This is a genomic window from Christiangramia echinicola DSM 19838 (genome assembly GCF_000423065.1).
Classification (GTDB): domain Bacteria; phylum Bacteroidota; class Bacteroidia; order Flavobacteriales; family Flavobacteriaceae; genus Christiangramia; species Christiangramia echinicola.
Window position 1 is genome coordinate 367517 of sequence record NZ_AUHG01000010.1, and the last position, 15799, is coordinate 383315.

Annotated in this window: 18 protein-coding genes; 8 read left to right on the forward strand and 10 right to left on the reverse strand. The window is 38.6% G+C overall.

From position 1 onward, the window contains the following. Nucleotides 1-19: 19 nt before the first annotated feature. The 3 genes from G530_RS0102090 to G530_RS0102100 are packed head-to-tail and all read left to right on the forward strand — an operon-like array spanning nt 20 to nt 2261. Nucleotides 20-1141, forward strand: coding sequence for an NAD(P)/FAD-dependent oxidoreductase (locus G530_RS0102090; protein ID WP_026932952.1), 1122 nt, complete (start codon nt 20-22; stop codon nt 1139-1141). Further along, nucleotides 1138-1809 carry a monofunctional biosynthetic peptidoglycan transglycosylase gene (gene mtgA / locus G530_RS0102095; RefSeq protein ID WP_026932953.1) on the forward strand — a complete coding sequence of 224 codons (672 nt, stop codon included), beginning with the start codon at nt 1138-1140 and terminating at the stop codon, nt 1807-1809. The genes G530_RS0102090 and mtgA overlap by 4 nt, the downstream gene beginning before the upstream one ends. After that, nucleotides 1809-2261, forward strand: a complete 453-nt coding sequence (locus G530_RS0102100; protein ID WP_035715697.1) for a transcription elongation factor — start codon at nt 1809-1811, stop codon at nt 2259-2261. Before mtgA ends, G530_RS0102100 begins: the two co-directional genes overlap by 1 nt. Here G530_RS0102100 and G530_RS0102105 read toward each other — a convergent pair. The 6 genes from G530_RS0102105 to G530_RS0102130 form a co-directional block, all read right to left on the reverse strand. After that, nucleotides 2254-3222, reverse strand: a complete 969-nt coding sequence (locus tag G530_RS0102105) for an ABC transporter ATP-binding protein (RefSeq protein ID WP_026932955.1) — start codon at nt 3220-3222, stop codon at nt 2254-2256. The two genes, G530_RS0102100 and G530_RS0102105, sit on opposite strands and share 8 nt — an antisense overlap. An 81-nt stretch (nt 3223-3303) precedes the next feature. Further along, complete coding sequence (locus G530_RS0102110) at nt 3304-5463, reverse strand: prolyl oligopeptidase family serine peptidase (RefSeq protein WP_026932956.1); 2160 nt, start codon at nt 5461-5463, stop codon at nt 3304-3306. Between the two features lie 94 nt (nt 5464-5557). Beyond that, nucleotides 5558-6547 (reverse strand): aspartate-semialdehyde dehydrogenase, encoded by a 990-nt coding sequence (locus G530_RS0102115; protein WP_026932957.1) that lies wholly within the window; start codon nt 6545-6547, stop codon nt 5558-5560. 188 nt (nt 6548-6735) lie between these two features. Then, nucleotides 6736-7164 carry a large conductance mechanosensitive channel protein MscL gene (gene mscL / locus G530_RS0102120; protein ID WP_026932958.1) on the reverse strand — a complete coding sequence of 143 codons (429 nt, stop codon included), beginning with the start codon at nt 7162-7164 and terminating at the stop codon, nt 6736-6738. 65 nt (nt 7165-7229) lie between these two features. Continuing rightward, nucleotides 7230-8342: an alanine racemase gene (alr, locus tag G530_RS0102125; protein ID WP_026932959.1), complete on the reverse strand. Its 1113-nt coding sequence runs from the start codon at nt 8340-8342 to the stop codon at nt 7230-7232. Beyond that, nucleotides 8335-8982, reverse strand: coding sequence for a thymidine kinase (locus tag G530_RS0102130; RefSeq protein ID WP_026932960.1), 648 nt, complete (start codon nt 8980-8982; stop codon nt 8335-8337). Before G530_RS0102130 ends, alr begins: the two co-directional genes overlap by 8 nt. 190 nt (nt 8983-9172) lie before the next feature. Here G530_RS0102130 and G530_RS0102135 point away from each other — a divergent pair, with 190 nt between their 5' ends. From G530_RS0102135 to recJ, 4 genes are read left to right on the forward strand one after another with little or no spacing between them, the layout of a single operon-like run. Beyond that, entirely contained in the window at nt 9173-9931 is a 759-nt protein-coding gene (locus G530_RS0102135; RefSeq protein WP_026932961.1) for a hypothetical protein, read from the forward strand. Nucleotides 9932-9944: 13 nt separating this feature from the next. Continuing rightward, nucleotides 9945-10616, forward strand: a complete 672-nt coding sequence (gene rsmI, locus G530_RS0102140) for a 16S rRNA (cytidine(1402)-2'-O)-methyltransferase (protein WP_026932962.1) — start codon at nt 9945-9947, stop codon at nt 10614-10616. Between the two features lie 4 nt (nt 10617-10620). Then, on the forward strand, nt 10621-11187 hold the full coding sequence (locus G530_RS0102145; protein WP_026932963.1) for a uracil-DNA glycosylase family protein: 567 nt from the start codon (nt 10621-10623) through the stop codon (nt 11185-11187). Nucleotides 11188-11247: 60 nt separating this feature from the next. Then, nucleotides 11248-12942, forward strand: coding sequence for a single-stranded-DNA-specific exonuclease RecJ (recJ, locus tag G530_RS0102150; RefSeq protein WP_026932964.1), 1695 nt, complete (start codon nt 11248-11250; stop codon nt 12940-12942). Here the strand turns inward: recJ and G530_RS0102155 are convergent. Both G530_RS0102155 and G530_RS0102165 read right to left on the reverse strand, forming a co-directional pair. Further along, nucleotides 12939-13697 carry a UDP-2,3-diacylglucosamine diphosphatase gene (locus G530_RS0102155; RefSeq protein ID WP_026932965.1) on the reverse strand — a complete coding sequence of 253 codons (759 nt, stop codon included), beginning with the start codon at nt 13695-13697 and terminating at the stop codon, nt 12939-12941. The two genes, recJ and G530_RS0102155, sit on opposite strands and share 4 nt — an antisense overlap. 440 nt (nt 13698-14137) lie before the next feature. Continuing rightward, nucleotides 14138-14590: a 6-pyruvoyl trahydropterin synthase family protein gene (locus G530_RS0102165; protein WP_026932966.1), complete on the reverse strand. Its 453-nt coding sequence runs from the start codon at nt 14588-14590 to the stop codon at nt 14138-14140. A gap of 100 nt (nt 14591-14690) precedes the next feature. On the opposite strand from G530_RS0102165, the gene G530_RS0102170 reads away from it, so the two are divergent. Next, the gene (locus G530_RS0102170) at nt 14691-15344 is read left to right on the forward strand and encodes a 2OG-Fe(II) oxygenase (protein WP_026932967.1); all 654 of its coding nucleotides are present in this window, start codon (nt 14691-14693) and stop codon (nt 15342-15344) included. A 111-nt stretch (nt 15345-15455) separates the two neighbouring features. Here G530_RS0102170 and G530_RS0102180 read toward each other — a convergent pair whose 3' ends face one another. Together G530_RS0102180 and G530_RS17585 are read right to left on the reverse strand one after the other, a co-directional pair. Next, nucleotides 15456-15638, reverse strand: a complete 183-nt coding sequence (locus G530_RS0102180; RefSeq protein WP_026932968.1) for a hypothetical protein — start codon at nt 15636-15638, stop codon at nt 15456-15458. Further along, nucleotides 15635-15799 carry a hypothetical protein gene (locus tag G530_RS17585; protein WP_156888584.1) on the reverse strand — a complete coding sequence of 55 codons (165 nt, stop codon included), beginning with the start codon at nt 15797-15799 and terminating at the stop codon, nt 15635-15637. The genes G530_RS0102180 and G530_RS17585 overlap by 4 nt, the downstream gene beginning before the upstream one ends.

Sequence of the window (15799 nt, forward strand, 5' to 3'; positions counted from 1 at the left end):
CCGAAGAAAATACCAACCTATGAATTTCTCCTTTTGGGAAACCGACTCCTGGTTTTCTAATATCGATTATTGCATTATTGGCAGTGGCATTACCGGGCTTAATTGTGCATTAAGAATTAAGGAAGCACAACCTGAGGCTAAAGTCATTATCCTGGAAAAAGGATTATTGCCTGAAGGTGCCAGTACCAAGAACGCAGGATTTGCCTGTTTTGGGAGTATTTCAGAGATATTGGAAGATCTGAAGACCCATTCAAAGGAAGAAGTAGTTAAGTTGATTGCAAAGCGCCGAGAAGGGCTTGAATTACTTCGGAAGAATTTAGGAGATGATACTATAGATTATCAGCAGAATAAAGGGTATGAACTTTTTACCGAAGCTGATAAAGATCTGTACGAGGAATGCCTCGAAAGAATTCCAGAAGTTAATGGGCTCCTCAAACCTATATTTTCTCAAAATGTTTTTGAAGTCGCTGATAATGAATTCGGTTTTAAACAAATTCAGCCGAAACTCATCGTTAATAATTTTGAAGGCCAGATAGATACAGGAAGGATGATGACCGCTTTAGTAAAAAGAGCTTCAGAAAATGGAATTCGTATACTTAATGGCGTAAAAGTTACTTCCTTTAATGAAACAAGTAAAGGAGTTGAGGTAGTAACCGATCAATTCAAATTAAAATCAGATAAATTGATCATCGCTACAAATGGTTTTGCATCAAGGTTGGGAATACAAGAAGTAAAACCTGCACGGGCGCAGGTTCTGGTTACAAAACCAATTAAGAATATTCCTTTTAAAGGTACTTTTCATTTAGATAAAGGATACTATTATTTCCGTAATATTGGAGATAGAGTATTATTTGGTGGAGGGAGAAATCTGGATTTCAAAACCGAGGAAACTGATGAGGCCGGACTCACCGATGTCATTCAGAATAAACTCAAGGAACTTCTTAAAACCTGTATCTTACCAAACACTGAATACGAAATCCAGCAATCCTGGAGTGGAATTATGGGAGTTGGAGAACAAAAGAAACCAATTATAAAAGAGCTTTCAAATAACGTTTATTGTGGTGTTCGCCTTGGTGGTATGGGCATCGCCATTGGTAGCCTGGTTGGAAAGGAAATCGCAGACCTAGCATTAAAATCATGATAAAAAGATTCTTCAAATTTATATTTAAAGTCCTGCTTGGTCTTATACTTTTCAGCGTCTTGATAGTAGTCGTTTATAAATGGGTTCCGGTTCCATTTACCCCGTTGATGGCGATACGATATTTCGAAAACCCTGAGGAACCGCTTGAACATGACTGGGAACCGATTGAGAATATCTCCCGCCACTTACAACTGGCTGTAATTTCCAGTGAAGACCAGAACTTTGAAAACCATAGTGGATTCGATTTTGAAGCAATTCAAAAAGCGATGGAAGACAACAGGTCTGGCAGAAAGATACGCGGAGCCTCCACTATTTCACAGCAAACTGCAAAAAATGTGTTTTTATGGCCCAGCAGAACCTGGTTTAGAAAAGGTATGGAAGCTTATTTTACATTTTTAATAGAGACGATCTGGAGCAAGGAAAGGATTCTCGAAGTATACCTAAATAGTATTGAAATGGGTAAAGGGGTCTACGGTGCCCAGGCGGCTTCTCAACACTGGTTCAAAAAAGATGCTTCTCAGCTTGCACCTTATGAAGCAGCAGCGATCGCTGCAGTTCTACCAAACCCAAGGGAGTATAGAGCAAATCCTGCTTCAAATTTTATTCAGCAAAGAAAGAACTGGATCGTGAGACAAATGCAGAACTATGGTAAATTCATCCTCGAATAATGGCTGCGATTAGATCTGAATTAATTAGAGCCTGCAGAGATTACCTGCAAACAAAAATACTAGTTGTTCGTAAAGCTATGGATAGTCTTAAAGAAGACATGGAAAATGAATCCAAAAGCAGTGCCGGTGATAAATTTGAAACCGGTAGGGAAATGATCAATATCGAATGGAATAAGTTGAGCGTTCAGCTAAATGAATACGATCGTCTGGGACAAATTTTAAACAGGATCGAAGAGCATAAACCCAACGGGAATATAATTCTGGGAAGTATGGTAATTACAGATGCTGCCAAATATTTTATTTCTATACCAGCAGGGGAAATTAAAAGTAATGATGAGAAATATTATGCCGTAGGTATAAAAGCTCCGATTGCTCAGATATTATTAGGTAAAAAAGTAGGTGATAATATCACATTCAATGGAAGAGAATGCATCATTGAAGATATTATCTAAGCCTTTCCTGTATAAGTTTTTCTGAAACACTCAGGTTTATTATTTCACCTGCCGTGACATCAGATTTATTTTCTACCAGGATATCCTCGCCATTTAACTTCGCCTGAATAAGGAAGTTCTCTCCTTTAAAATAGGAGTTTTTCACTTCGGCTTTTAGGAAAGAACTGTTTACGACATTTATATCATGAGGATATAAAACAATTCGTTTTCGGCTTGTTTCATTTTCCTTTAAATTCTTCAGCATAATATGGTTCACATCTCCAAAAAGTGAGGCTATGTACTTATTTGGCGGATTCTGATATAATTCCTGAGGTGTGCCATCTGCATAGATATTTCCATTTTTAAGAACAAAGGTACGGTCGGCGAAAGACAAGGCGTCTGTGCTATCATGTGTAGCCACGATACAGGTGATGTTCTTTTCCCTTAGATAGGCAAACAACTTTCTGCGCAGATTATTCTTTCTGAAATGATCTATATGGCTAAAAGGCTCATCCAGAAGAATTAGTTCCGGCTCTTTAGCTAATGCCCTGGCCAGTGCAATTCTCTGCTGCTGTCCGCCACTTAAAAGTTTTGTTTTCTTATCTGCGAGATCTTCCATTTCTACTACTTCCAGCAATTCCTTAATTCGTCTTTTCTTTTTAATGGGATAAAAATTACTAAGATGCTTACCTACATTATCGGCGGCAGATAAAGGAAGCATCAGGTCAAAATCCTGAGCCAGGTATTTTATAAAAGGTTCTCCGGGAACAAGATTGAAATTTGGACCTAACATTTCCTCGCCATTCCAGGTGATCTTTCCCTCTGTATGCAGAAGTCCGTAAATAAGTTTAAGAAGCGTACTTTTTCCGCAGCCGCTTTCACCAATAACAGAAACATTCTGACCTTTTTCGATCTTAAAACTGATGTTTCTAAGAACAGGTTCTTTTTGATAGGAGAAGGTGACTTTCTTAAGTTCAAGCATAGTAATTGAATCGATAGCCCAAATTAAAACAAAAAAAGCGCGGAACATAATCCGCGCTTTAAACTTAATATTGAATTTCCCTTAACCTTTCAGTTTTTTACCAAGATCATTAGGAAGTTTTTCGTAGCCCATATTATAAAGGGTGAAACCGAAAATATCTGCATATTCTTCTATGATCATACCGGTTGGTTTCCCTGCTCCGTGACCAGCTTTAGTTTCAATCCTTATCAAAACCGGATTCTTTCCAGCTTGTTTTTCCTGTAATTCTGCAGCGAATTTAAAGGAATGTGCCGGTACTACACGATCATCATGATCTCCTGTGGTTACCATAGTTGCAGGATACTCAACACCTTCTTTTACATTGTGAACCGGAGAATATCCATATAGATAATTGAACATTTCCTTGTTATCTTCAGCTGTACCGTAATCATAAGCCCAACCTGCTCCTGCAGTGAACGTATGATATCTTAACATATCCATCACACCAACAGCTGGTAAAGCAACTTTCATAAGCTCTGGACGCTGCGTCATTGCAGCTCCTACTAAAAGGCCACCGTTAGAACCACCTCTAACTGCAAGACGTTCGCTGGAAGTATACTTATTTTCTATAAGGTATTCTGCAGCAGCGATAAAATCATCAAATACATTTTGCTTTTTAAGCTTTATACCTGCATTATGCCATTTTTTACCATATTCACCACCTCCACGAAGGTTTGGTACCGCATAAACACCTCCCTGTTCTAACCATACGCTCATTGCCGTGCTAAATCCAGGAGTTAGGCTAATATTGAATCCGCCGTATCCATAAAGGATCGTAGGGTTCTTACCATTCATCTCAGTACCTTTTTTATAGGTAATGATCATTGGAACTTTTGTCCCGTCCTTTGAATTAAAGAACACCTGCTCACTTTCGTAATCTTCAGGGTTAAAGTCGATCTTAGGTTTGTTGTAAACTTCAGAAGTTCCTTCTTCAATATTGTATTTATAAATAGTTCCCGGCGTAACATAGTTTGTGAAAGAATAGTAGAGTACTTCTTCCTCTTCTTTAGCTCCAAATCCACCTGCAGAACCAATTCCCGGGAGTTCTACATCACGAACTAATTTTCCATTAGAATCATATTGCTTCACTTTAGAGATTGCGTCTACCATATATTCTGCAAAAAAATAACCACCACCGGTAGAAGGGCTTAATACATTCTCAGTTTCAGGAATAAAATCTTTCCAGTTTTCAGGAGTTGGGTTTGAGGCGTCTACACTAACGACTTTCTTATTTGGTGCATCCAGGTTGGTGACAATAAATAATTTGCCCCCCTCATTTTTAATCATATAAGTGTCTGAGTCCTCATGGTCCAGGATAGTTACGAGCTCAGGATTTTTCTTTGAAAGATCCATCAGGAATAATTTTCCACCCGAAGTTGAATTTCTGGCGGAAATAGTTAAAAAACGATCGTCTTCTGAAACTCCTCCACCAACATATCTATGCTTCTGGTCCTCACTATCTCCAAAGATCACTTTATCTTCAGATTGTGCTGTTCCTAATTTATGGTAGTATAATTTATGCTGATCTGTTTTTGCAGAAAGTTCACTTCCGTCAGGCTTATCATAGCTGGAATAATAAAAACCGTCATTTCCTTTCCAGGACATTCCGCTGAACTTGACGTCTTTAATAGTGTCACCTATCATCTCATTGGTTTCAGCATTCATGACAATGATCTTTCTCCAGTCACTTCCTCCTTCAGAGATTGCATAAGCGAATTTTTTCCCGTCTTTGGAGAAACTTAATCCGCCAAGTGAAGTGGTGCCATCTTCGCTAAATTTATTAGGATCAAGGAAAATTTCAGCCTCTCCATCTTCCCCTTTTTTACGGTACATCACACTTTGATTCTGTAAACCGTCATTTTTAAAGAAATAGATATAATCTCCTTCTGTAAACGGTGCGCTTAGTTTCTCATAATCCCAAAGCTGGGTGAGTCTTTCCTTTAATTTACTCCGGTAAGGAATGTTTTCCAGGTAGTTGAAGGTTACTTTATTTTCTGCGGCAACCCAATTCTCGGTTTCCTCACTACGGTCATCTTCAAGCCAACGGTAAGGGTCTTTAACCTTTGTACCAAAATAGTCTGTTACGGTATCTACTTTTTTTGTTTCAGGATAATTCAAGGCGGTATCTTCAGTTTTTTTAGTGTCATCGTTGCAGGCTGTGAATAAACCTGCTGCAAGAACGATAGTAAGTATTTTTTTCATAAAAATAGTTTCGATTTAGTATAAAATAAGTATAAAAAATGCCTGAAAGTTACATCCCTTCAGGCATTTAAATCTATGGTCTTATTTGAAAATTCTATGCAAGCTTATTTTCAATAAGATATTCGGCAATTTGTATAGCGTTTGTTGCGGCGCCTTTTCTAAGGTTATCTGCCACGATCCACATATTCAAAGTATTTGGCTGAGAATGATCTCTTCTAATTCTACCAACGAACACATCATCTTTCCCTTCAGCATAAATAGGCATTGGATAGGTGTTTACAGCTGGATTATCCTGAACAGTAATTCCAGGGAAATCACTTAACAGCTTTCTCACATCGCCTTCTTCAAATTCTTTATTGAACTCGATATTTACAGATTCTGAATGTCCTCCCACAACAGGAATTCTAATTGCTGTTGCTGTTACATTTACTGAATCATCCCCAAGGATCTTTTTAGTCTCATTGGTAAGCTTCATCTCCTCTTTAGTATAACCATTCTCCTGAAATACATCACAATGTGGTAAGGCATTCTTATGGATAGGATATGGATAAGCCATTTCTCCTTTATCGCCGGAATATTCATTTTCCAGCTGTCTTACCGCCTTAACTCCTGTTCCAGTGATAGACTGGTATGTTGAGACTACCACTCTTTTAATACTGAAAGCATCGTGAAGCGGCTTTAAGGCCATTAAAAGCTGAATAGTAGAACAATTAGGATTGGCGATGATCCTGTCTTCAGAAGTTAGAAGATTGGCATTGATCTCGGGGATCACCAGTTTATGTTTGGGATTCATTCTCCATGCTGAAGAATTATCTATAACCGTAGTTCCGGCTGCTGCAAATTTCGGTGCCCACTCTAACGAAGTATCTCCTCCCGCTGAAAATAATGCGATCTCCGGTTTCATGGAAACAGCAGTTTCAAGATTCACAACAGCATATTCTTTTTCTCCAAATTTGATCTTTTTTCCCACAGACTTTTCTGATGCTACCGGAATCAATTCACTTAATGGAAAATTCCTTTCTTCCAGTACTTTCAACATTACACTTCCTACCATTCCTGTGGCTCCAACTACTGCTATTCTCATATTATACAGTGATTTTAAAAATTTGATTGCAAAGGTATTAGTTGTGTCTAAACCTTAAAGAGTACAACCTTAAAAAATAAAGGTATTATTTAATTTTATACGCATTTGTACTTTTTGTTAAAAAAAGACCCCGACTTGCATCGGGGTTTGATTATTAAAATAAGTAGTGTAGCGGTAAGCGTACGTTGTTATGGATTTTGTTTTCTCAATTCGTCTCTTATCTCTAAAAGAATTTCTTCTTGTGTAGGTCCTTTTGGAGCTGGAGCTTCTTCTACGTTCTCCTTTTTCTTAGTTTTCTCATAAGATCTTAAAACCAGAAATATAAAAAAGCCAATGATTATAAAATAGATAATTGCCTGAATAAGATTACCGTATGTAATAACAGCAGCTTCGGCTTCTTTGGCCGCATCCAGAGATTCATATGCTCTTCCATCAAGGGAAATGAATTTTTGGGTAAAATCTATGCCACCAGTAAAAACACCAATAAGCGGCATAATTACGTCATTCACTACAGAAGTTACGATCTTGTTGAATGCAGCACCAATTACCACCGCCGTGGCCAGCATTACAATATCCTTTTGGAATAGAAAAGTCTTAAAATCTTTTAAAAAGCCCATATTATAGTATTAGAAGTTAGTTGAGCTCTAATTTATATAAAAAAAACAAATAGTGCTTAATCGTTTTATTCTGGGATCACTTTCCTTGTAACTCTACGCTGTACACCGGTTATGAGCTCATATGAGATCGTGCCTCCTGCCTTTGCAAAATCTACCGGATGTTGTTGAGGTCCGCCAAAAACAACTACTTCATCACCTTCTTCACAATCAATATCGGTTACATCGATCATAATAATGTCCATACATACATTCCCCACAATTGGAGCGTATTTGCCATTTACAAAGACTCCGGCTTTTTGCTTTCCGTATATTCGGTTGATCCCATCGGCGTGGCCCAGGGGAAGCGTGGCGACCTTTGTAGGTTTTTCCACTTTAAAAACCCTGTTGTAGCCAACAGTAGCTCCTTTATTGAGTTTTCTAATCTGTGAGATGATCGTTTTTAAGGTACCTACGGGTTTCAATTCAGGATCAATATTCCTGTCATTTCCATATCCATAAAGCCCGATCCCGGTTCTAACCATACTGAATGCGGCTTTTGGGTAGTTTAAAACCCCTGAGGTATTACAAATATGGAGCAAAGGTTCATACTCAAGGTCTTCTATTAGTTCCCAGGTCATTTTCCTGAAAAGGTCTATTTGCCCAACCGTAAAATCTCTTTCCTGCCAGTCTTCACTTGCGGCAAGATGAGAGAATATAGAAGCGACTTTTACAGTTGGAGTATTTTTTATGAGCTCTTTTACTGTTTTAATTTCAGGCTGATCAAAACCAAGTCGATTAAGGCCTGTATTAAGTTTAATATGAACAGGATAATTCTTTTGCTTTAGTTTTTCAGCGGTAGCGATAAATGAACAAAGAATCTTTTCACTGTATAGATTAGGTTCCAGGCAGTGTTCAATGATCTCTTCAAAATGAGTGAATTGAGGATGAAGTACAAGAATAGGTTTTGTGATACCATTTTCGCGTAATCTAATGCCTTCTTCAACATAGGCAACCGCAAAGTAATCGGTTCCTAATTCTTCCAGTTTTCTGGCGATCACTACAGAATCACTTCCATAAGCGTGAGCCTTAACCACTGAAAGAAATTTTACATCCTTATCTATTTTAGATCGTAAAAAACGATAGTTATGCGCCAGATTCCCAAGATTTATTTCCAGGACGGTTTCTTTGGCTTCAGGCATTTTCTTCTTTCGGTTTAGATTTTAATTCTTCAGGTTCCCTTACATCGAGTTTTTTAACTCTTTCTCTTAGCATGGCCTTGTAATAAGCGGCACGGCTCAAAGGTTCGTATTCTTCATTTTCACCAAGGAATACCAGGTCATCGTTGATAGCCTTTCTATAACTAAATTGAGCCAGGTTGCCGGTTCTTGTACAAACAGCATGTACTTTCGTAACATATTCTGCTGTTGCCATTAAATTAGGCATCGGGCCAAAGGGATTTCCTTTAAAATCCATATCCAGTCCTGCTACGATCACACGAACACCACGATTGGCAAGATCATTACAAACTGTCACGATCTCATCATCAAAGAATTGAGCTTCGTCTATTCCTACCACGTCGCAGCCATCTGCAAGAATTCTAATATTAGATGCTGAAGGAACGGGGGTAGAGCGAATTTCATTAGAATCGTGAGACACGACCATCTCTTCGTCGTATCTTGTATCTATAGCCGGTTTGAAGATCTCTACGTTCTGTTTGGCAAATTTTGCACGTTTCAGTCTACGGATAAGCTCTTCGGTTTTACCGGAAAACATAGAGCCGCAAATAACTTCTATCCAGCCAAATTGCTCTTCGTGATTTACTGTATTTTCGAGAAACATTTTGTATTTTTCAGATCGAAATGGGGAATTACCTCATTCGCATAAAGGTGGAACAAATTTATTAAAAATACAACCCGGGTAAAGGGGTAATCCTTAAAGTTATGAAATGTATACTGCTTATTTTTTCACAATATTAGAAAACATAAGTGGTTATAACTTCAGTCTCTATAGGATAAAAAATTAATAACAGATGAAAAAGAAAATCGAAGCAGATTTGACTCGTATTGCCGAAAAGATCCTCAAAGAGAAGGGGAATATGGATGCCAGTCAGCTTAAGAAAATGGCGAAAGATCTTTATGAAAAGTTGACCATACTCGCTTTTACTGAAAAACATCTGGAAGAAGAACCACAGGTCAAGGAGCCACAGGTTAAGCAAAAGGCTGAGTCTGCTCCCAAACCTGAACCATCAAAACAGAATAATTTATATGATGAATTCTATCCAGACGGAACAGAGTTTAATGAAGATTCTGATGCTATCACCGAGCCAAATACTGAAAAGATCAAGGATATAGTGGCACAAATGCCTCCGGAAACCGAGAAGGTAGACTATATAATGAATAGTATTAATGCTGCTCCAGAAACTCCGAAAAAATCAGAACCAGGCCAGGAGAAAAAAGATTTTAGAAATATTGGGGTAGATTATGATAATCTTCCTGATTTTGAACCTGTAAATCACGTAGAGAAGAACAAGCCCAGATCTCTTAATGATCGTTTAAAGAAAGGGATCAATATTGGGTTAAATGAGCGCCTGGCTTATATCAAGCACCTTTTCGACGGTAATACAGCAGATTATAATAGAGTGCTTTCTCAGCTTAATACTTTTACAAGTCTTGAAGAAGCTCGAAAATTCATTGAACTGGTAGTAAAACCAGATTACAAACACTGGGAAGGAAAAGAGGAATACGAGGAGCGCTTTATGGCACATATCGAAAACAAATTCGACAATTAGCAGATTTTAATTCATGGGAAAATTATTTCTGGTTCCAACTCCAATTGGAAACCTGGAAGATATCACTTTTAGGGCTATCAGGGTTCTAAAGGAGGCCGATCTTATCCTGGCCGAGGATACCCGTAATAGCGGGAAATTACTGAAGCATTTTGAAATTGATACCCAGATGCATAGCCATCATATGCACAATGAACATAAAACGGTAGATCAAATTGTTTCCAGGATTCAGGCAGGTGAAACTATTGCCTTAATAAGCGATGCCGGTACTCCGGCAATTTCAGATCCCGGATTTTTACTGACCCGGGCTTGTGTAGAGGCAGGGATAGAAGTAGACTGCTTGCCTGGGGCTACGGCATTCGTTCCGGCCCTTGTAAATAGTGGGTTACCAAATGATAAATTTGTTTTTGAAGGATTTCTACCGGTTAAGAAAGGTCGCCAAACAAGGCTGAAAATTCTTGCTGAAGAAACGAGAACGATGATATTCTATGAATCTCCGCATAAACTAATAAAAACTCTAGGTCACTTCGTTGAATATTTTGGAGAAGATCGTAGGGTTTCAGTTTCCAGAGAGATCACTAAAATGCATGAAGAAACTATTCGCGGGACTGCAACTGAAGTTCTACAACATTATACAGATCGTCCGCCAAAAGGGGAGATCGTGGTAATTGTAGAAGGAAAATCCTGATATTTTGAAAGATCTTTTATGTGAAATAAGAGATTGCAAAGTTTGTGCAGATCACTTGCCTCTTGGTGCGAGACCAATTATAGAGGCCAATGTAAATTCCAAAATTGTACTAATTAGTCAGGCGCCGGGAAGAGTAGTTCACGAATCTGGCATTGCCTGGAACGATCAGAGTGGCAAGAAACTAAGAGAATGGCTGGGAGTAGACGATGCAACTTTCTATAATGAAGATAATTTCGCCATTCTGCCCATGGGATTTTGCTATCCTGGAAAGGCGAAAACCGGTGATCTTCCTCCAAGAAAGGAATGTGCACCACTATGGCATGATAAGGTTTGGGAAGAAATGGGAAGTGTGAAATTAAAGATCATCATTGGTTCGTATGCCGCTAACTATTACCTGGGGAAACAAACTAATTTAACTGAAAAGGTTCATAATTATTCTGAATATCTCCCTGAATTCTGGCCAGTACCACATCCTTCACCAGTAAATAGATTCTGGCGAATGAAGAACCCCTGGTTCGAAGAAAAAACCGTCCCGAAACTACAGGATAAAATTGCAGAAATTTTAAGTTGAAGAATTAAATTGCTGTAACTTGTTTTTGCTAATTTCGGCAACCAATCAATTTAAAATTTTATGCGCTGGACCTTAAAACCCAAACCTGACCCTATTACTGTAGATTCACTGGCAGACAAATTAGGCATTGGAGTTCCGGTGGCAAAATTACTTGTTCAAAGAGGCATCACTTCTTTTGAGGATGCTAAAAAATTCTTTCGTCCAGATCTTAAATTACTCCACGATCCTTTCCTTATGAAAGATATGGGGAAGGCCGTAGAGCGAATTGAGCTGGCTATGGAAAATGAGGAAAATATCATGGTCTATGGAGACTATGATGTAGATGGTACTACAAGTGTAGCCCTGATGTCTTCATTTTTAAATTTCAGATATCCTAATGTCACTACTTATATCCCAGACAGGTATGAAGAAGGTTATGGGGTTTCTTATAAAGGAATAGACTACGCGGTAGACAATGATATCAGTCTGATCATAGCACTGGATTGTGGTATTAAGGCTATAGAGAAAGTAGCTTATGCTAAAGAAAAAGGGGTGGATTTTATTATTTGTGATCATCACCGTCCTGGTAGCGAAATCCCTGATGCTGTTGCGGTATTAGACCCTAAAAGAGAAGATTGTACGTACCCATATGACGAACTATGTGGTTGCGGAGTAGGTTTCAAGTTGATACAGGCGATCACCCAAAAGAATAATGAACCCGAAGAAACCCTGCTGCCATATCTAGACCTTGTAGCAACGGCCATTGGAGCAGATATAGTGCCAATAACCGGTGAGAACAGGATACTTGCCTATCATGGATTGCATGTGATAAATGTGGCGCCACGAAGAGGAATTAAGAGTTTGCTTGGAGACCGCCAGCATGTTAGTATAACAGATGTTGTTTTTATCGTTGCTCCGCGAATAAATGCGGCCGGAAGAATGAAACATGGTTTGCATGCGGTAAATCTTTTAACCGAAGAGGATGAAGAGATCTCTAAAAAGTATGCTGAAGAAATTGAGGCTTATAATTCAGATAGAAGGACTGCCGATAAATCTATAACCGAGGAAGCAAAGCTACAGATCATAGAACAAAAAGAGGAGCAGCGACTAACCACCGTGGTATATGATGAGAACTGGCATAAAGGAGTGATTGGGATTGTTGCTTCAAGACTCACCGAAACCTGGTATCGTCCAACCCTTGTTTTCACTAAAAGTGGAGAGAGACTTGCTGCTTCAGCACGTTCTGTAAAAGGGTTTGATGTCTATGAAGCCCTGGAAGGTTGTAAAGAACATATCGAGCAATTTGGAGGTCATAAATATGCGGCTGGTTTAACCTTACTGGAATCTGAATATCTGAATTTCAAAAGGAAATTTGAAGAAGTGGTTTCTGAAACTATAGATCGTAACCTGCTTACTCCCGAGATCAGCATAGATGAAGAGATCTATTTAAAAGATATAACCCCTAAATTCTACCGCATTCTAAAGCAATTCGCGCCTTTTGGCCCGGGGAATATGTCTCCGGTATTTATGAGCCGTGGTTTAACCGATACTGGATTTGGCAAATGTGTTGGTGAAGACAAGACCCATTTAAAGTGCCAGGTAAAGCAGGACGGTTCTAATATGACCTTTGATGTGATTGGGTTTAATTTAGGTGATAAACTTGATCTTATAAAGCAGGGAAAAAAGTTCGATGCCGTTTACAGTCTTGATGAAAATACGTGGAACGGTAACACTAAAATTCAGCTGAAATTAAAGGATATCAGGGAAAGCGTTTAAGATTCGAGCTTTTTCAGGCTCAATTTTTCACCATCAAATTCTGCATAGGTGTAATGACTAATCCAATCCCCGGTATTTATATAGGTAGACTTGTCGTTGAGCTCTATTTCTAAAGGCAAATGACGATGCCCAAAAAGGAAATAATCATAATGTTTGGTTTCCAGTTTTCTTTTGCAATACTGAATTAGCCATTCCTTATCTTCTCCCAGAAACTTCTGATCTTCATCTCCCGAGATCATTTTATTTTTTACTGAAAAATACTGTGCTAAAGGCACTCCTAAATCTGGGTGTAGCCATCTATAAAGCCATTTTGAAAGCGGATTGGTAAAAACCTTTTTCATTCGCTTATAGCCTTCGTCACCGGGCCCAAGACCATCCCCGTGACCAATAAAAAAGGTTTTATTATTGAACTGGAATTCTTCTGGTTGATGAAAAACAGGAATATTAAGTTCTGTTTCAAAATAATCGTTCATCCACAGGTCATGATTCCCAACAAAGAAATAAACCGGGATTCCGCTATCCTTAATTTCAGCTAGTTTCCCTAAAGTTCTTACAAAGCCTTTTGGTACCACATGTTTATACTCGAACCAGAAATCAAATAGATCACCTAATAGAAATATCGCAGCAGCATCTTCTTTAATCTCATTCAGCCATTTTACGAATACAGCTTCTCTTTTGCGGCTTTCTTCCATGGTAGGAGCGCCGAGATGATTATCGCTGGAAAAGTAGATCTTTTTACCTTTTGGGATGTCCATAAATGATTTGTTCGGGGTAAAGATATGAGATTTCTCGCGTTGACCGAAATGACAATTTTCTTTAGATATTTTTCTTTTCGAAATTTTGTCATTCTGAACTTGTTTCATGGTTCTTGTGAACGTCGAGGTAATTCAAGGAATATAACTCTATTAATATGTCATCTCGACCAGACGGAGAGATCTCCTTGTAATTTGAATCATTCCAGAGATTTCTCCTTCGCTAAGATTCGTCGAAATGACAGTTTTACTTCAATTCAATATTTAGAAACAGCACTTCGACAGGCTCAGTGCTATATGATTTTAATTGAAGGTTTAAAATTGCTTACTGAATCAGAAAACTGTGCACTGAATTTTGCGCAAGGGATAGCAGCGGTTAGCTCCCGATAGCTGACAAGCTAGTGGGACTATGAGCGTATAGCCCGACCCGTGAGGGTTGCGCCCTAAGCATTATCACTCGCATACCACTCGGCAAACGAAGTCTCTGTCTCCTGAAGTTTTAACGAATGCAAATTGATATGAGAAGGCAGGTGTTTCTTGATCTTTTCAGCGAAATCTATGACCATATTCTCACTGGTAGGCTGATACTCTACGAGAATCACATGATGACCGCGATCCTTGAGCTCCTTAGCCAGTTCTATATGCGGAGTGTTCTTGTTGAAGACCGTGGCGTGATCAAATACATCTACGATCTCAGATTTCACGATCTTTTTAAGGTCTCCAAAGTCTATTACCATCCCAAACTTCACATTATCATTATCTGTAATAGGCTGGCCAATCACGGTTACGCTCAATTTATAGCTGTGACCATGTACATTCCGGCATTTCCCGTCGTAACCATAAAGGGCGTGACCGGTTTCAAATGAAAATTGTTTGGTGATTCTAATATTGCTCATTTCAGCAGATTTTGCTGCAAAGATAAATGAATTTTTGAGGTTGAATTTTTAACATTGCCGAATTGAATTATAATTTACATTTGCGAAATTTTTATAGCAAATGATCGCGAACGCCCCGGAGCTGTTTGAACAGTTAGAATTCATTGAAAATCCTCTTTACGAGCGAATTATATCTGATCTTTTAGAAAAGAAATACAGTGTGATCGACGATTTTTTTAATCACGAAGAGGTTGATCTTTTGCGATCTACTCTGCTGGAGAAATATGAGGAAGATAATTTTAAAAAAGCTGCAATTGGTAATCGTACCAATGAGGTGATCGCCAAATCTGTACGTGGGGATTTTATTCTCTGGATCAATGAAGCTGATGCGGGGCCGGCAGAGAATGTATATTTTCAAAAAATAAATTCCCTGGTAGATTATTTAAACCGTACCTGTTTTATGGGAATTTTGCATAAAGAATTTCATTATGCTCTATATCCTGAAGGTACTTTCTATAAGAGACATCTGGATACCTTTCAAAACGATGGCCGAAGGAAATTATCTATGGTCTGTTATTTGAATAATGAAGACTGGAAGCCTGAGAATGGTGGAGAACTGGTAATTTATACCAATGTTAATGGTTTGGAAGAACAGGTCAATATTTACCCATTGCCGGGAAGAGTTGTGATTTTTGAAAGTCAGGAACTGGAACATGAGGTGAAACCGGTAAAAGTCCCCAGGTTAAGTATTACGGGCTGGTTAAAAACCAGGTAATTTACTTTCTGAATTTCTTGTAAACAAAGACTCCAATAAGGATCAGGGCTAAAATTAGCCAGAATCCCATTCCGCTTAAAAAACTAAAAAACTCCCAGGTATCCTGATCCATTAATTCTTGTGTTTTCGTGAATTTCTAACATTCCAGCGATATCTGGCGAAATAGAATAGTCCTAAAAGCGCTAATATCGCCAATAGATACCAAAAGTTTTCCGTTAGGAAATCCTGAATTGTCCAACCCCATTCCTGTGCTTCGTTAGGGTCTTTATCCTTTGGTAGATGTTCCTGCATCATGGTTTTACTTTTAAATTTTTCCGCATTAAAATAGCAAAAATGATCCCAACCAAAAGGCCAGCAATAAGAAAGATATTATCCCCGATAAAAGCTCCAATATCATAACCTAGTTTTTGAATTTCACCTCCGGTGGAATCGATAATCAGGCTTTTTAAGTACAT